The sequence below is a fragment of the Alteromonas sp. DY56-G5 genome, from assembly GCF_041414725.1.
Lineage (GTDB): Bacteria > Pseudomonadota > Gammaproteobacteria > Enterobacterales > Alteromonadaceae > Alteromonas > Alteromonas macleodii.
Genome location: NZ_JANHZQ010000001.1, coordinates 203,821 through 218,720 on the forward strand (window position 1 = coordinate 203,821; position 14,900 = coordinate 218,720).

The following is a 14,900-nucleotide window of genomic DNA, read 5'->3' on the forward strand; positions in this document are numbered from 1 at the left end:
AAAAACCAGTCTTTTTAGACTGGTTTTTTTACGCCTTTTGAAAGGCTAACGGTATGATATAGCGAGTTATATTTAATCTGTGTAGCCGGGCAATTTAGGAAAATGTACACTGACTTAACCCTTCATTTACCCTATCTACTGCCAAAATTTTACTAAATCGGGTAAAATACCGTCTGAATACTATTAAAACACGTCACTATTTATGTACAAGGTTGATGCCTTCCCAGCATTAACCTTGGTGTGGTAGACGTCAATAAACGACAGAGGGAAGATTTTGACAACGGAAAATACAAATACAGTGTCTGCCGATGATAGGGGCGGACAAGGTGGGTTATTCTCGCGATTTCTCACCACGGTGGAATGGTTAGGAAACCTGCTCCCACATCCAGTAACGCTGTTCGCTCTGCTTTCACTTTTCATTGTGTTACTTAGTGGGATACTTGGTTACTTTGACATTGCTGTAGCTGACCCTCGCCCAATAGGTGCAAAGGGGCGTGAAGAAGACGGTATGATTGAAGTCATATCGCTGATGAGCGCAGAAGGTTTGCAGCGAATAGTGACAGGCTTGGTTACCAATTTCACAGGCTTTGCGCCACTGGGTACCGTACTTGTTGCGCTTCTTGGTGTATCGGTAGCAGAGCATTCTGGCCTGTTATCAGCAGCAATGCGCGCGTTGGTGATGAATGCCTCTAAACGTGCCGTAACCTTTGCTATCGTCTTCGCAGGTATCATTTCAAATACTGCATCAGAGCTTGGCTACGTGGTACTTATTCCACTGGCAGCGATGATTTTCCACTCGTTAGGTCGTCACCCGTTAGCGGGTCTGGCCGCCGCGTTTGCAGGTGTATCGGCTGGCTATAGCGCCAACCTACTGCTTGGAACTGTCGACCCACTGTTGTCGGGTATCACGGAAGCCGCTGCTCACATGATTGACCCCGACTATATGGTAGGCCCAGAAGTAAACTGGTACTTCATGTTCATCAGTACCTTCGTTGTAGCCACAATGGGCGCGTTGGTCACCGAAAAGGTTGTTGAGCCGAGACTCGGCAAATTTGACCCTGCTGATGCTTCCATAGATTTAGGCAAGCAATCAATGGACGCGCCTACGGATTTAGAAAAGAAAGGCCTGCGTTGGGCAGGTATATCGTTTGTTATTGTTTGCGCGATACTAGCGCTAACGGTAGTGCCAGAAAACGGTATATTGCGTCATCCAGAAACAGGTGAAGTAGCGGGCTCTCCGTTCCTTAAAGGCATTGTTGCATTCATTTTTATCACCTTTGCTATTCCTGGCTTTGTTTACGGTAAAGTTACCAAGTCGATGAAGAACGACAAAGATGTTATTGATGCCATGTCTAAAAGCATGGGGGCAATGGGTCTTTACATTACGCTAGTGTTCTTTGCTGCGCAGTTTGTTGCGTTTTTCAAATGGACAAACCTAGGCACAGTATTAGCCGTTAAAGGTGCTGCGTTGTTACAAGCGGCAGGGTTAGATGGCCCAGCGGTGTTTATTCTGTTCATTTTGATGTGTGGTGTAGTGAACCTGTCGCTAGGGAGTGCATCAGCGCAATGGGCGGTAACAGCACCTATTTTTGTGCCAATGCTCATGCTCATAGGCTACGCGCCTGAAGTGATTCAAGCTGCATACCGTATTGGTGATTCAGTCACAAACGTTATCGCACCTATGATGAGCTATTTCGGACTCATCTTGGCCATGGCTGCAAGGTACAAGAAAGACTTGGGAATGGGCACGCTCATTGCCATGATGCTGCCTTACTCAATGGTGTTTATCGTAGGTTGGACAATTTTGTTCTACATTTGGGTGTTCCTACTCGGTATGCCGGTAGGCCCGGGCGCAGCGACTTACTATCAGCCTTAAATAGATAGCTTTACGGGCTGCCTCACGCATAATGCGGCAGCAAACTAAGAAAGCGGCATGTGTTTTTGAAAAGTATTTTCGAACACCTGTCGCTTTTTTAATGTCCAAAATCTATTAACGCAATCGCACTTTTTTGGCGTTATAGCAGATCATAATCTAAGGTAATTCAGTATAATACGGATATAGCGCAGTACTTCTCGGACTATGAATACATGAAATACAAATCGAACAAAGGTTTTACTCACGGGCAACCAGATAAAATTGGCGTACTGGTAACGAATTTGGGGACACCGGAAGCGCCAACTAAGCAGGCGTTACGCCCTTATTTGAAAGAGTTTCTTTCTGACCCGCGGGTTGTGGAAGTGCCTAAAGCGATTTGGTGGTTTGTATTAAATGGTATTATTCTAAACTTTCGCCCCAAGCGCTCGGCAGAGGCTTATTCCACCGTATGGACGGAAGAAGGCTCTCCACTTATGGCTATTACTAAAGCGCAAGCATCAGCTATTGCTGAACGCTGTAAAGCCCAATATGGCGATGACGTAATTGTCGACTTTGCCATGCGATACGGCAAGCCCGCCATAGGTGATACCATCGAGTCCATGTTGGAAAAAGGCGTACGCAAACTCGTCGTTTTACCGCTTTACCCTCAATACAGCGCGTCGACAACTGGCTCCACATTTGATGCTATCGCTAAGGATTTCACCTCTCGCCGTTGGCTCCCAGAACTTCGCTTCGTGAATCACTATCACGACCGCGATAATTTCATTACCGCGCTGGCGAACAAAGTAAAAGCGCATTGGGAAACCCATGGAAGGGCGGACAAACTTATTTTGTCTTACCACGGTATTCCTAAGCGCTATTTAATGAATGGTGACCCCTATCACTGCGAGTGCCACAAAACGTCGCGCTTGCTTGCCGAGAAACTTGGCCTTTCACATGACGAATATATGACAACCTTCCAATCTCGTTTTGGTCGAGAAGAGTGGTTGAAACCGTATACAGATGAAACGTTAAAGTCTTTACCTGAAAAAGGGGTGAAATCTATTCAGGTTATGTGCCCTGGCTTCTCAGCCGATTGCTTGGAAACTATTGAAGAAATTGGTGAAGAGAATCGCGAGTACTTTATGGAAGCTGGTGGTGAGCGCTATGAATACATCGCGGCACTTAACAGTGACAAAGAACATATAGACGTGCTTTTTGACATAGTGCAAGAAAACCTGCATGGGTGGACAGTACAGTCGGACAACGGTTTGCGCGCAGGCTTAGCAAGAGCGTTAGGCGCTGAAAAGTAGCGTTTGAAAAGCTGACAGTAAACGTTTCGAGGAAAACCAATAGGGAAATCACCCTTGGTGGCGCATTTATTATATTGAAAGGGAGATAAGGTCGTGGAAGGCAAAGCACCAAAGGCACTACTTAAAGCGCAAAAACTGGCGAACTTGCTGGATACTGCTGTAAAGCTCCCTTTTATCCCAATAAGAATAGGCTTGGATTCAATCGTGGGACTTATCCCTGGAGCCGGTGACGCGCTGATGCTCTTCGTTTCACTTCGAATAGTTTGGCTGGGAAAATCATTGGGTATGCCCAAAGCGCTAATAGCTCAAATGGTAAAAAACTCAGCAATCGACTTTGGCTTAGGTTTTATTCCATTTGTTGGCGACATTGTGGATATATTCTATAAAGCCAATCAGAAAAATGTCCGTATTATGGAGCGCTGGTGGATAAGCGAAAATAAACATGAGGTAGATAAAGTAACACAGAAGGCACTATCCGAATGGAGTGCTGAATAACCTAGGTTTAGTTACCCAAATACCTGCGCATTTCCGATAGCTTTTGCCAAGACATTTGTACCAATCATCCCGACTACAGTCACCGGGGTGAGCCAGACACGTTGCTGGGGCAAGATACAGTGTTTGGCAGTGACTACAATGAATATACATTTAGTGTGTCACAAAACGAAGATGGTTCTTTGCTCGCATACAAGCGCATAATAATCAGTGATTAGACTTCCTTTTTCTCTCCTATACACTATTTTTTAACATGCCCGTTAGCAACGGGCATTTTATTACGCACAGTAAACCCATTCGCAGCATTGTTTCGTAGCACAACTAATAAGAACTTTATTTTCTGCTCAAATTACAAGGAGCGTGCAGCATATGAAAGCGTCCGATTTATTTGTTAAAGCGTTAGAAGCAGAAGGCGTGGAATACGTCTTTGGTATCCCAGGTGAAGAAAACCTCGACTTACTTGAGTCGTTGCGCGAGTCCTCTATTAAACTGGTGCTGACTCGTCACGAGCAAGGCGCTGGCTTTATGGCTGCTACTTACGGCAGGCTTACCGGAAAAGTGGGAGTGTGCCTTTCGACCTTAGGACCCGGGGCCACTAATCTAGTTACTCCCGCGGCTTATGCTCAACTTGGCGCTATGCCAATGTTGATGATTACTGGGCAAAAGCCGATCAAAACCAGCAAACAAGGTCGCTTTCAAGTTATCGACATCGTTGACATGATGCGGCCGATCACTAAATTCACCAACCAGATTGTGAGTGGCGATAGAATTCCTTCTACTGTGCGAGAGGCATTTCGTTTAGCCCATGAAGAGCGTCCGGGCGCTGTACACATTGAACTACCAGAAGACATTGCCGCAGAACAAACCAGTGCCCAAATACTAACACCTAGCATGGCCCGTCGACCTATCGCCGAATACAAAGCAATTGCTGCTGCGGTTACTATGATTGAAGAAGCCCAGTCACCTTTGTTATTGATTGGCGCCGGAGCAAACAGAAAGCTAACAGCGAAAATGCTCAGGGAGTTTGTTGATAAAACCTGCATTCCATTTGTTACCACCCAAATGGGTAAAGGGGTACTAAACGAAAGCGATCCGCGTTTCGCAGGGAATACTGCTCTGTCTGACGGTGATTTTGTACACAGGGCAATAGAGCGTGCCGATCTTATTATCAACGTAGGCCACGATGTGGTAGAAAAGCCACCGTTCTTCATGCATCACAACGATAAAAAAGTGATTCATGTCAACTTTGATTCGGCTGCCGTAGACCCTGTTTACTTCCCGCAACTCGAAGTCGTTGGAGATATTGCTAACAGCATCTGGCAAATAAAAGAAGGCATTACTCCCCAAGACAGTTGGAAACTCGACTTCTACAAAGATGTGCATCAAGCCTATGTAGACCACCGTGCTGAAGCAGAAGACGATAATCGATTCCCTATCTTACCAGAACGTCTTGTACGCGATATTCGTAAAGTTATGCCTGATAACGGCATTGTTACGTTAGACAACGGTGTATATAAAATATGGTTTGCCCGAAATTACCCCGCATATCATCCGAATACCCTGCTTTTAGATAACGCACTGGCTTCAATGGGAGCCGGTTTGCCATCAGCTATAGCAGCCAAACTAGTAAAGCCCGATGTCCCTGTGGTAAGCGTATGCGGCGATGGCGGCTTTATGATGAATAGCCAAGAAATTGAGACTGCCGTTAGGCTTAAGCTTGACCTTGTGGTGATCATCTTGCGCGACGATGCGTACGGAATGATCAAGTGGAAACAAGCAAACATGCAGTTCGATGAGTTTGGTTTAGATTATGGCAACCCCAACTTTGTTAAATACGCACAAAGTTACGGCGCACAGGGCTGGAGAGTTGACGATGCGGATGTACTTATTCACTTGGTTGATAAGTGTTTGAACACAAAAGGCGTACATATTATCGATTGTCCAGTTGATTACAGTATGAATGACAAAACACTAAATCATACGATTAAAGAGCTTAGCGCCAAGCTTTAAGCCAAACGTAACAGAAAGGTAAGGAGTAAAAAATGTTGAAGGAAAGCTATCCCTATTATTTAGCGAGTGAGCCACATTATGCCAATACCGACTTGGACGTAACTAATAAATACACCGGAGAGGTAGCAACCAAGGTGGCGATGGCCGATGCGGATACCATCGATAAGGCCATTGCTGCAGCAGAAGAAGCGCAGCCTGCGATGGCCGCAATGGCTCCTTTCGAAAGACAAGCGGTGCTAGAGCACTGTGTGAAGCGCTTTACCGAAAGAGCCGATGAGCTGGCACAAGCGCTTTGTATAGAGGCTGGTAAGCCAATTAAAGACGCTAAGGGCGAAGTCAGCCGCCTTATCGATACCTTCAAAATAGCGGCAGAAGAATCAGTGCGTATTAACGGCGAGGTGGTGAATTTAGAAATCTCGGCGCGCGCCAAAGGTTATCAGGGCATGACCAAGAAGGTCCCTATAGGTCCATGTTCATTTATATCGCCGTTTAATTTTCCTCTGAATTTGGCTGCGCACAAGGTGGCTCCTGCAATCGCAGCAGGCTGTACCTTTGTACTTAAGCCTGCCTCGCGAACCCCTATTGGTGCGCTCATTATTGGTGAGGTATTAGCTGAAACTGACTTACCCAAAGGCGCATTTTCTATTCTACCTTGTAGCCGCGACGGCGCTGACTTATTCACTACTGATGAAAGACTAAAACTGCTTAGCTTCACAGGTTCACCTGATGTGGGCTGGGCGCTTAAAGCAAAAGCAGGAAAGAAGCCGGTGGTATTGGAGCTTGGCGGTAACGCCGCATGCGTAGTTGATGAAGATGCCGATATTGAAGACGCCATCGACCGGGTAATTGTCGGAGCTTATTATCAATCAGGGCAAAGTTGTATAAGTGTTCAGCGCCTTTTAGTGCATAGCAAAATATACGATGAGTTTAAGTCGCGCTATGTGGAAAAAGTGAAAGCGTTAGTGTCTGGCGACCCGTCTAATGAAGACACCTTTATTGGCCCTATGATCTCAGAAGGCGAAGCAGAGCGCCTTCACGGCTGGATTGAAGAAGCAAAAGAGAAAGGTGCCACCATTCTATGCGGCGGAACGCGAGACGGCGCCATGCTTGATGCTACGGTAATGGAAAATGTACCAAAGGATTGTGATGCCAGTGCCGAAGAAGCGTTTGGCCCTCTATCTATTCTGGTGCCATTCGATGACTATGACGAAGCGCTTGAAGAAGTAAACAACAGCCGCTACGGACTTCAAGCAGGTGTGTTTACCCGCGATATATATAAAGCGCACAAAGCATGGGACGTGCTTGACGTTGGTGGTGTGGTCATTGGAGATGTACCTAGCTGGCGGGTGGACAACATGCCCTATGGTGGCGTGAAGGACTCAGGTCTAGGGCGCGAAGGTATTCGCTATGCGATTGAAGATATGTCTGAGACTCGACTTATGGTTATTCGTACTCCTCAGCAGTAAATTGAACTTCACTGCTCAATCAAGCAATGTTCGCGCAATAGTGCGAATATAAGCATTCGAGGGCGAGGCGGCAGGTTTAGATTAATCTGCCGCGTACTCTTCTAGCAGTGAAAGTGGAATAATATCTAACGCTTTTTCATGTGTGGCTTCCAAGCGTACTTTCGGCGCTACACCTGCCCCATAGGCTTGTAGCCAGCGAGCGGCACACAAACACCATCTGTCGCCTGCTAACAGGCCAGGAAATGTCATACTAGGCCACGGCGTGATGAGGTCGTTGCCTTGTCGTAGCGAAAACTGAAGAAATTCGTCAGTAACAACCGCGCATACGCTGTGATTACCCACATCAGCGTCTGGTACATAGCAAAATCCTTCTCGAGTAAATCCAGTATTTCCACAGCATAGCTGGAGTGGGCGTCCATAAACATTTTTTGCGTTCGCCAAAATCAGAACCCTCTTTTACAACGTATGGTTTAATAGGTATGTCTTATTCAAATCGCCAAGTAGCGAATTTAGGATGAATAGAACCTTATCTATCCACCTTATGACCCTGCTCGACAAGGGTCAACAATAAGCGCTACGGTAACTACGTTTTAAGGTAAAAAATCGTGCTCGATAAAAGCAAAAAAACAGGCGACAGTAACTTTTCTGAACAAGAGATTGCGCGCTTCGATGCGCTGGCTGACTCTTGGTGGGACCCAGAAGGCAAATACAAAACCGCGCTGGATTTTAATCGGGCAAGACTAAACGTTATAAAAGCACAAATAGAAAATCATTTCGGTCAGGGCAACTTGCCTCCCGATTATTCCGCCTTATCAGTGATAGATATTGGCAGTGGCGGTGGGCTAATAAGCGAACCGCTAGCAAAATTAGGCGCTCAAGTTACGGGAATAGATGCCAGTGCGGTGAGCGTAGAAGTGGCAAGGCGCCATGCTCAAAATACAGGAGTAAAGGTAGACTATCAGCATAAACTCTCAAGCGAGGTAGTAGAAGAAGGTCGGCAATATGATGTGGTAATTAACGCCGAAGTTGTTGAGCACGTGCCTGACCAGCAGCAGCTTATGCGCGAGTGCGCAAGTTTGGTTAAGCCGGGTGGCCTCCTGATTTTGGCGACGCTGAACCGCACGCTGAAAAGTTATGTTGTTGCCATAGTGGGAGCGGAATACGTAATGCGCTACTTACCAATAGGAACCCATGACTGGAAGAAATTTGTTAAGCCCTGCGAATTAAAACGCTGGATTGGAAATGAGTTTACCCTTAAGTATCAGGTCGGTATGAGGCTAAACCCACTTAAAGGAGAGTGGCTAACCACTTCGAGCCTAGCGGTAAACTACATTCAAGCATATTCCAAACATAAATAAGCGACTATAAGTGTTATTTATGTCCTGTATGTTTAGTGCAAATGGTATGGGTTAACATACTTCATACCTGACGCTATCTTTCTGAATTAACTGACTAATAGTAACTAACTCCGTCGAAAATTTGCCTATACACAGTAAAAGCCTTTATTAAAGATTTCACACAAAGGTTGATCTTTACATGGTGTTTACATAATTATAACAAAGGTCTGACCACAGACCACATATAACCATAATTATGGGACACACTCGATGACACTATATAACCACTTACGCTCTATAAGAATACGCTCTACAAAACCATGGCTCGGTAAATTCGCCGTGTTATTAGCTTTGTTCAGTATGACATTAGGCTTGTCTGGCCAAGCCTACGCTGGCACCTACGCAAAAACCAAGCACCCTATTGTGTTAGTTCACGGTCTGTTTGGGTTCGAAGATATCTTATTTGTTGATTATTTCTATAAGGTACCGCACAAACTTAGCCGAAACGGCGCTGTTGTCTATATCGCAGAGGTCTCACCAGCAAACTCGACCGAAGTCCGCGGTGAACAGTTACTCGATTACATTGATGAAGTTCTGGCGCTATCAGGAGCTGACAAAGTGAATTTAATTGGACACAGTCACGGTGGTCCAACGGCACGTTACGCCGCAAGCGTTGCCCCAGATAAGGTTGCTTCGGTAAGTTCAGTTGCCGGCGTAAACTGGGGAAGCAAAGTGGCAGATGAACTACGAGACGCTTTTTCTGAAGGTTCAGTGGGCGAGGGTGCTGCGGGCGTTGTAGTTAATGCGTTCGCCAATATCATCGAGATTGCCTCTGGGTCAGATCCGCGAGACAAACCTACAGATTCAATCGCTGCGCTTAATTCATTGTCTACGTCTGGCTCTGTTGCTTTCAATCAAAAATATCCAGAAGGGATGCCTACTGCCTACTGCCGCAACGATGGAAAAATGTTGGCTGAAAATGGCGTGTACTATTTCTCGTGGAGCGGAGGCAGAACTTACACCAATGCACTTGATGTAGTTGACCCATTCTTAGCTATTACTGGCACCGCATTCAAAGAGCCAAACGATGGGCTAGTATCGACCTGTAGTTCTCATTTAGGCAAAGTACTTAAAGACAACTATAAAATGAACCACCTTGATGAAGTCAACCAGAGCTTTGGCATAACGCACTGGTTTGAAACCGACCCAGTTGACGTTTTTGTTCGTCAGGCTAACCGACTGAAAGGCTTAGGACTGTAGTGGAGAAGCGTCAATTACGCCGTGTTTTTCCAATACTAGGAGGGCTGCTCGCCCTCTTAGTATTCGGTGCTATTCTTTACAACCAGTTAGCGTCTGAATCCCAAACCTCTAATTCAGAAATTTTCAGTCAACGCTCATCCTTAGGTGAACAAGCGAAAGCCGGAGAATATGAGTTAGAAGGAGGCGGTGCAGTACATCAAGTAACTGATGTAGGTAGTCATCGGGATAGTGACACTGATATTGCAGCTGATCTCATTCCCTTTGAACTCAATTACTCGACCAAAGACGCTTTCGATCGCTTCGTATTTGCACGCACCTCAGAAGTGCCGCAAGCAGTGAAACTTGCCTACACAACCCATGCTCATGAAGTATTCACACTCAGCACGCAAGGTGACGCAATCGACTTATTTGCCCGGTATGTCGATTACAAAGTAGCGCTGTCTTTGGTTGAATTGGACGTCGACCTTGCCAGTCACAGCTTGCAGGATGTGTCGTTTAAGCTAGATGAGCGAGAGGAAATTAGACGAACTTACTTTAATAATACTGAATATCACTATCTGTTTAGTCAAGAAGCGCAGGTAGATGAGGCGGCGCTAGCACGTTTAAGTGTTGCCCAAGAAAACACCTTATCCAGAGACGAAAGAAAGGCCCTTATCGTCGAGTCAATTAAAGCGGGAAACTCCGCCGAACGTGAAGCCTTCCAGCCCACGCTTAATATGCATCGAATAAACGAAATAAAAAACAACCACAGCACTATTAACGATCGCTATAACGCAGTGGCGGCTGAATTTGGTAGCGAAGTTGCAGAACGCTTTTCCAAAACATGGGCACAACAAGCTCAGTGGCAAAACAGAATTGCCGAATACAAAACATTCCGCGATAACTTGGTCCAGCAATCTCTTGATTCAAACGCAATAGAAAAAGCACTGCAAGAGTATCAATCTGCCCATTTTACTGACAATGAAATAAAGCGTCTTAAAGTACTCACAGCGCTGTAGCTGCATCTAGATAGAGCTGGTTCAAGACCTGCAACTGGTTAATTATCTGCGAAAAACACAGAGGTATAACCATAAAGGCGCTGAATAGTATGAGTCATATACAGAGTGATTTGAAAGCGTACTGCACAGTTACTAATCTTGGGTTATTACAATTCCTGACTAATCACCATAAGGCCCGTAATCATCATTATGAAAATCTACGAAACAAAGACTGCGCCCAACCCACGTCGAGTACGAATGTTTTTGGCTGAGAAGGGCATTGACGTTGACTACGTTCAGGTCGACATTCAAAAGGGTGAAAATCTAACTGCGGAAATGCGCGCGAAGAACCCGCTGGGAAAGATACCTATTTTAGAGCTTGATGACGGCACCTGTATTGCCGAAACCGATGCCATTTGTACGTATTTTGAAGCACTGCAGCCAGAGCCACCGCTAATGGGAACAACGCCCGTTGAAAAAGCGACTATTTCTATGTGGCAACGACAAGTAGAGTTCGCGTTTATGATGCAAATTGGTATGTGTTTTCAACATACTACAGGCTACTTTAAAGATCGTATGACGCCGGTTCCTGAATTCGGTAAGGAAGCGGGTATTAATGCGTCGAAATATTTGAACATTTTAGAGCGTCGACTTGGTGTTAAAGAGTTTATTGCTGGTGACACCTTTTCTATTGCTGATATAACCGCGTTATGCGCTATGGATTTCGCCCGTGTGGTAAAAATTCGTATGACTGACGAGCATGTCAATCTGGCGCGCTGGTATGAGGCGGTAAGTAACAGAGAGAGTGCAAAAGCCTAATGATAGATTTATACACCGCAGCCACACCGAACGGTTGGAAAGCGTCGGTAGCGCTTGAAGAAATGGGGCTTGAATACACCGCCCATGCCGTAAACCTGATGAAGGGAGAGCAGAAAACTCCTGAATTTTTGGCAATGAACCCCAATGGCCGCATTCCTGTAATTGTGGATAGAGAAGCCGACGGTCACATCGTGTTTGAGTCTGGCGCTATCATGATTTATCTCGCAGAAAAAAGCGGTATGTTTTTACCCTCCGACGCAAAGCGAAAAAGCCAGGTTTTACAGTGGGTCATGTTTCAGATGGGAGGCATAGGCCCAATGATGGGCCAAGCTAATGTGTTCCACCGCTACCTAGAAGAAAAAATTCCAGTGGCGATAGCACGTTATCAGAACGAAGTACGCCGCCTATTTACTGTGCTTGATGGGAGGCTAGAAAATCGAGAGTATTTGGTCGACGACTACAGTATTGCTGACATGGCGAACTGGTGTTGGGTGCGTACCTATGAATGGTCTGGTGTAAGCATAGAAGGGTTAGACAACTTAACCCGTTGGAAAAACAGTATTGAAGCGAGGCCAGCCGCACGGCGTGGAGTGGAAGTCCCTAATAAAATTGACAGAGAAGCACTGATCAAAGGGGCTAAAAATGTTGTTACGAAATAGCGCTTTTAACTGAGTCGACAAACCGGTTGAGCCATCCCGATGCCATGCTAGGTTTGTAAACAAGTTCGAAGTGCTCCGTATGATAAAAGTCATAACCTAATACATCGACGCTAGTAAGGTTATGGCTTTTTGCTATGAAGTCAGGCACGTAGGCCAAGGCCAGTCCTTGTCGAACAATGGATATCAGCGTGCCAAAATCATTACATCGATAGCGAATTGAGCGGGGCACTTTGTCGTCTCTCCATCCATCAGAACCGATGCCGCGTTTTATTCCACAAAAGGGCGAAACATCAGGGCAGGCGAATGCGTAACCGTACAAACTTTGACTTGTTAATGCGCCGTTCTTTGCTTCAGTTACCGCAGCGTGGTTTTCCGCTGCAGCGACCACATATGTAGACGAACCTAGCGATATATGATGAAGAGAAGGGTCTTTCTCTCGTTCTTCCATCGCAAAAGAGGTGGCAATAGCGAGATCGCTTCCTCCTTTTGACACACTATCCAGCGCTTTACCTTCCCAACAAGCATTAATATTTACGTGAAAGTGAGTTTGTAAAAAAGAGGGCTTGGAAAGCAACGTAGGTAAGTAGTATTGAAGCAATAGCGATGGGCCAGCAACTGTAACGTTGTATACAGCAGTACTTCCTCTAAACTCACTGAGCGCTTGATCGGCTTCGTGCACAATATGAGTGGCATAAAGCAGAAATTTGTTACCCCGTTGGTTGAGTCGAATATGTTTACCTACTCGGTCAAATACTTGCACCTCCAATTTATGCTCTATGCGCTTTACTACTTTAGACAACGCGCCTGTGGTCACTGATAAATGCTGGGACGCCTTGTTCAAGTTCTCATATTGCGCAACAACAATAAATTTTCTTAAGTCTTCAATATCCATAAGTGCATCGCTAAATTGCTTCCAATTGGGAATTAATTGAATCTTAATTGTAGCTTAACTGTATGTGAATTGAATGTCAGTATTGCCACAGTAGCCTTTCAAACATACTTGCCGCCTTATGAAATATCTCTATCTTACTGCTTTATATATATTCGTGACTTTCATTAATACACCCGCCTCCAGTGCGAATGTCGTCGGCCGCGAGTTAGCGCCAGTTGCCACGACACACGCTAATCACGATAAAGTTGGATCTCACGGAATGGTAGTGTTTTCCGATGGTACCGATCTCTACGCTAGTCATCTGCCGCTATACTACTCGCCACACGATTATCAACTTATCTACAAGATAGACAGTTCATATAAAGCGCTAGTTCTTGAGTCTTTAGATCTGGATCACGCTGGCGCTTTTTCTCAGAGCAGCATGGTTACACTGTTGCCGGCTATTTTTGATTTAAATAAGCTCATTAATGGCGAGCAATTTTCTATTCCTGCGGAATTCTTTAAGGGGCACTTTGAACGAGGCGGTAATCAGTGGCTAAGTGAATCGAAACTGACATTCGTTGAGTTGCTGTTTAAACGCCGAGTGTCAAAACAGTATAAACGGCAACTCGCCGATGTAGATGCCCCTAATGATCCGAGCGCTAATTCATGGTCAATCATTGAGCTTGGCGATAGTCAACTGTACGTTCATAGTATTGGTACACGCCCTTCTTATGATGCGTTAATACTCGTAAAAGGATGTAGCGAACCAGCGATAAAACCAACGGAAACGCATGTGCCTAGTGTGGAGCAGCTCAATGCGGCGTTTGCAGTATGCGACTTATACTCACTATTGTATTTCGAAACACAGGACTTTGCGCTGTAAAGCTAGCCACGTCTATTTAGTACTTTTATTGACCAAAAACGTCGCTGATGGCTTTAATATGTTCAGGGCCGATACCACAGCAGCCCCCGATGATGGTTGCGCCAGCAGCCACCCAAGTCTTAACGTATTCAACATAGCGGGCGGGGGTTATATCGTCACGTATTTCGGAAAGTAGCGCGTTGGCCGCGTGTGTACGTTTTCTCTCAGAAAAGCTATTTGCATAAGCGCCAATATTAATCGAAGCATTTAAACTTCGCGTTATTGAAATAGCGTCTTCCATCTCTTCGGGCTGCGAGCAATTGAAAAGTACGCTCTGTACTTCGCTCAATAATGACTCTATCTCACTTAGCAGCTCACCTGAGCGCAATGTCACAGGCTCGTTAGATGTTTCTCGATTACTAACGGAGAATGACAGCCATATAGGCAGTGAAGAGTGCTGTTTTATAAGTGACACCACGGCTTTAGCTTCTTCTACCGAACTTGCAGTTTCAATCAACCAAACATCAACATAGGGCTCCTGGGCTTTAATAAGCGGGGTGAGAATGTCGGCTACACGGCTCGCATCAAATAAATCCGGGCGGTAAGAACCAAAAGCTGGAGGAACGCTACCCGCGACAAATCGCCTCTTGTCACCATCGCTCTTTAGTGCGTTTACTGCACCTCGAGCGAGTTCGGCCGCATTCTGAGCGAGAGTAAAAGCCTGCTCCCTAAATGTATTTTCCCCAATATGAAAAGGTACAAGCGCATAGGCGTTAGTGGTAATAACGCAGGCACCAGCTTCAAGAAAACGTTTGTGCACATCACTTACTAATTCTGGTGTTTGCATTAGTGCCAGTGCTGACCACTCTGGCTGCTTAAAGGGCGCACCTGTCTTTTTCAGCTCTCGCCCCATGCCGCCATCTAAAATTAAAATGTCATGCATTCCTTCTTTCATGCTGCCCAAAGCCAAACCTTT

14 protein-coding genes are annotated in these 14,900 nt (G+C 45.7%); 11 read left to right on the top strand and 3 right to left on the bottom strand.

Going from position 1 to position 14,900, the window contains the following annotated elements; genetic code table 11:
• The first annotated feature begins 274 nt into the window (after positions 1-274).
• The 5 genes from NO989_RS00825 (at position 275) to NO989_RS00845 (ending at position 7,136) form a co-directional block, all read left to right on the top strand.
• The gene (locus NO989_RS00825) at positions 275-1,876 is read left to right on the top strand and encodes an AbgT family transporter (protein WP_207198752.1); all 1,602 of its coding nucleotides are present in this window, start codon (positions 275-277) and stop codon (positions 1,874-1,876) included.
• 212 nt (positions 1,877-2,088) lie between these two features.
• Positions 2,089-3,168 carry a ferrochelatase gene (gene hemH, locus NO989_RS00830; protein ID WP_014951087.1) on the top strand — a complete coding sequence of 360 codons (1,080 nt, stop codon included), beginning with the start codon at positions 2,089-2,091 and terminating at the stop codon, positions 3,166-3,168.
• A 93-nt stretch (positions 3,169-3,261) separates the two neighbouring features.
• Positions 3,262-3,663 carry a DUF4112 domain-containing protein gene (locus NO989_RS00835; RefSeq protein ID WP_014977648.1) on the top strand — a complete coding sequence of 134 codons (402 nt, stop codon included), beginning with the start codon at positions 3,262-3,264 and terminating at the stop codon, positions 3,661-3,663.
• Between the two features lie 366 nt (positions 3,664-4,029).
• Positions 4,030-5,670: an acetolactate synthase large subunit gene (locus tag NO989_RS00840; protein WP_014951084.1), complete on the top strand. Its 1,641-nt coding sequence runs from the start codon at positions 4,030-4,032 to the stop codon at positions 5,668-5,670.
• A 32-nt stretch (positions 5,671-5,702) separates the two neighbouring features.
• Positions 5,703-7,136 (top strand): aldehyde dehydrogenase family protein, encoded by a 1,434-nt coding sequence (locus tag NO989_RS00845; RefSeq protein ID WP_338852563.1) that lies wholly within the window; start codon positions 5,703-5,705, stop codon positions 7,134-7,136.
• An 81-nt stretch (positions 7,137-7,217) separates the two neighbouring features.
• Here NO989_RS00845 and NO989_RS00850 read toward each other — a convergent pair whose 3' ends face one another.
• Positions 7,218-7,577 (bottom strand): DUF2237 family protein, encoded by a 360-nt coding sequence (locus tag NO989_RS00850; protein ID WP_371341875.1) that lies wholly within the window; start codon positions 7,575-7,577, stop codon positions 7,218-7,220.
• Positions 7,578-7,741: 164 nt separating this feature from the next.
• On the opposite strand from NO989_RS00850, the gene ubiG reads away from it, so the two are divergent.
• The 5 genes from ubiG to NO989_RS00875 all read left to right on the top strand — a co-directional run bounded on the left by ubiG (position 7,742) and on the right by NO989_RS00875 (position 12,188).
• Positions 7,742-8,494 carry a bifunctional 2-polyprenyl-6-hydroxyphenol methylase/3-demethylubiquinol 3-O-methyltransferase UbiG gene (gene ubiG / locus NO989_RS00855; protein WP_101566195.1) on the top strand — a complete coding sequence of 251 codons (753 nt, stop codon included), beginning with the start codon at positions 7,742-7,744 and terminating at the stop codon, positions 8,492-8,494.
• 249 nt (positions 8,495-8,743) lie between these two features.
• Complete coding sequence (locus NO989_RS00860; RefSeq protein WP_101566193.1) at positions 8,744-9,733, top strand: triacylglycerol lipase; 990 nt, start codon at positions 8,744-8,746, stop codon at positions 9,731-9,733.
• Positions 9,733-10,731 carry a lipase secretion chaperone gene (locus NO989_RS00865; RefSeq protein WP_101566191.1) on the top strand — a complete coding sequence of 333 codons (999 nt, stop codon included), beginning with the start codon at positions 9,733-9,735 and terminating at the stop codon, positions 10,729-10,731. The genes NO989_RS00860 and NO989_RS00865 overlap by 1 nt, the downstream gene beginning before the upstream one ends.
• Before the next feature lie 189 nt (positions 10,732-10,920).
• Positions 10,921-11,529, top strand: coding sequence for a glutathione S-transferase family protein (locus NO989_RS00870; RefSeq protein WP_014951078.1), 609 nt, complete (start codon positions 10,921-10,923; stop codon positions 11,527-11,529).
• A complete protein-coding gene (locus NO989_RS00875; RefSeq protein WP_014951077.1) occupies positions 11,529-12,188 on the top strand; it encodes a glutathione S-transferase family protein in 660 nt (219 codons plus the stop codon). Before NO989_RS00870 ends, NO989_RS00875 begins: the two co-directional genes overlap by 1 nt.
• On the opposite strand, the gene NO989_RS00880 is transcribed toward NO989_RS00875, so the two are convergent.
• Positions 12,178-13,080 (bottom strand): LysR family transcriptional regulator, encoded by a 903-nt coding sequence (locus NO989_RS00880; protein WP_342324352.1) that lies wholly within the window; start codon positions 13,078-13,080, stop codon positions 12,178-12,180. The genes NO989_RS00875 and NO989_RS00880 overlap by 11 nt on opposite strands.
• A 118-nt stretch (positions 13,081-13,198) precedes the next feature.
• Here NO989_RS00880 and NO989_RS00885 point away from each other — a divergent pair, with 118 nt between their 5' ends.
• Positions 13,199-13,945 carry a hypothetical protein gene (locus NO989_RS00885; RefSeq protein ID WP_156078946.1) on the top strand — a complete coding sequence of 249 codons (747 nt, stop codon included), beginning with the start codon at positions 13,199-13,201 and terminating at the stop codon, positions 13,943-13,945.
• Between the two features lie 25 nt (positions 13,946-13,970).
• Here the strand turns inward: NO989_RS00885 and NO989_RS00890 are convergent, their stop codons facing one another.
• A complete protein-coding gene (locus NO989_RS00890; protein ID WP_101566187.1) occupies positions 13,971-14,879 on the bottom strand; it encodes a homocysteine S-methyltransferase family protein in 909 nt (302 codons plus the stop codon).
• Positions 14,880-14,900: the final 21 nt, after the last annotated feature.

What these genes read in the sequence shown, in the direction of transcription:
- hemH (WP_014951087.1), top strand. Translation starts at nt 2,089, where the DNA reads ATGAAATACAAATCGAACAAAGGTTTTACTCACGGGCAACCAGATAAA.
- NO989_RS00880 (WP_342324352.1), bottom strand. Translation starts at nt 13,080, where the DNA reads ATGGATATTGAAGACTTAAGAAAATTTATTGTTGTTGCGCAATATGAG.
- NO989_RS00870 (WP_014951078.1), top strand. Translation starts at nt 10,921, where the DNA reads ATGAAAATCTACGAAACAAAGACTGCGCCCAACCCACGTCGAGTACGA.
- NO989_RS00885 (WP_156078946.1), top strand. Translation starts at nt 13,199, where the DNA reads ATGAAATATCTCTATCTTACTGCTTTATATATATTCGTGACTTTCATT.
- NO989_RS00840 (WP_014951084.1), top strand. Translation starts at nt 4,030, where the DNA reads ATGAAAGCGTCCGATTTATTTGTTAAAGCGTTAGAAGCAGAAGGCGTG.
- NO989_RS00845 (WP_338852563.1), top strand. Translation starts at nt 5,703, where the DNA reads ATGTTGAAGGAAAGCTATCCCTATTATTTAGCGAGTGAGCCACATTAT.
- NO989_RS00860 (WP_101566193.1), top strand. Translation starts at nt 8,744, where the DNA reads ATGACACTATATAACCACTTACGCTCTATAAGAATACGCTCTACAAAA.
- NO989_RS00890 (WP_101566187.1), bottom strand. Translation starts at nt 14,879, where the DNA reads ATGAAAGAAGGAATGCATGACATTTTAATTTTAGATGGCGGCATGGGG.
- NO989_RS00875 (WP_014951077.1), top strand. Translation starts at nt 11,529, where the DNA reads ATGATAGATTTATACACCGCAGCCACACCGAACGGTTGGAAAGCGTCG.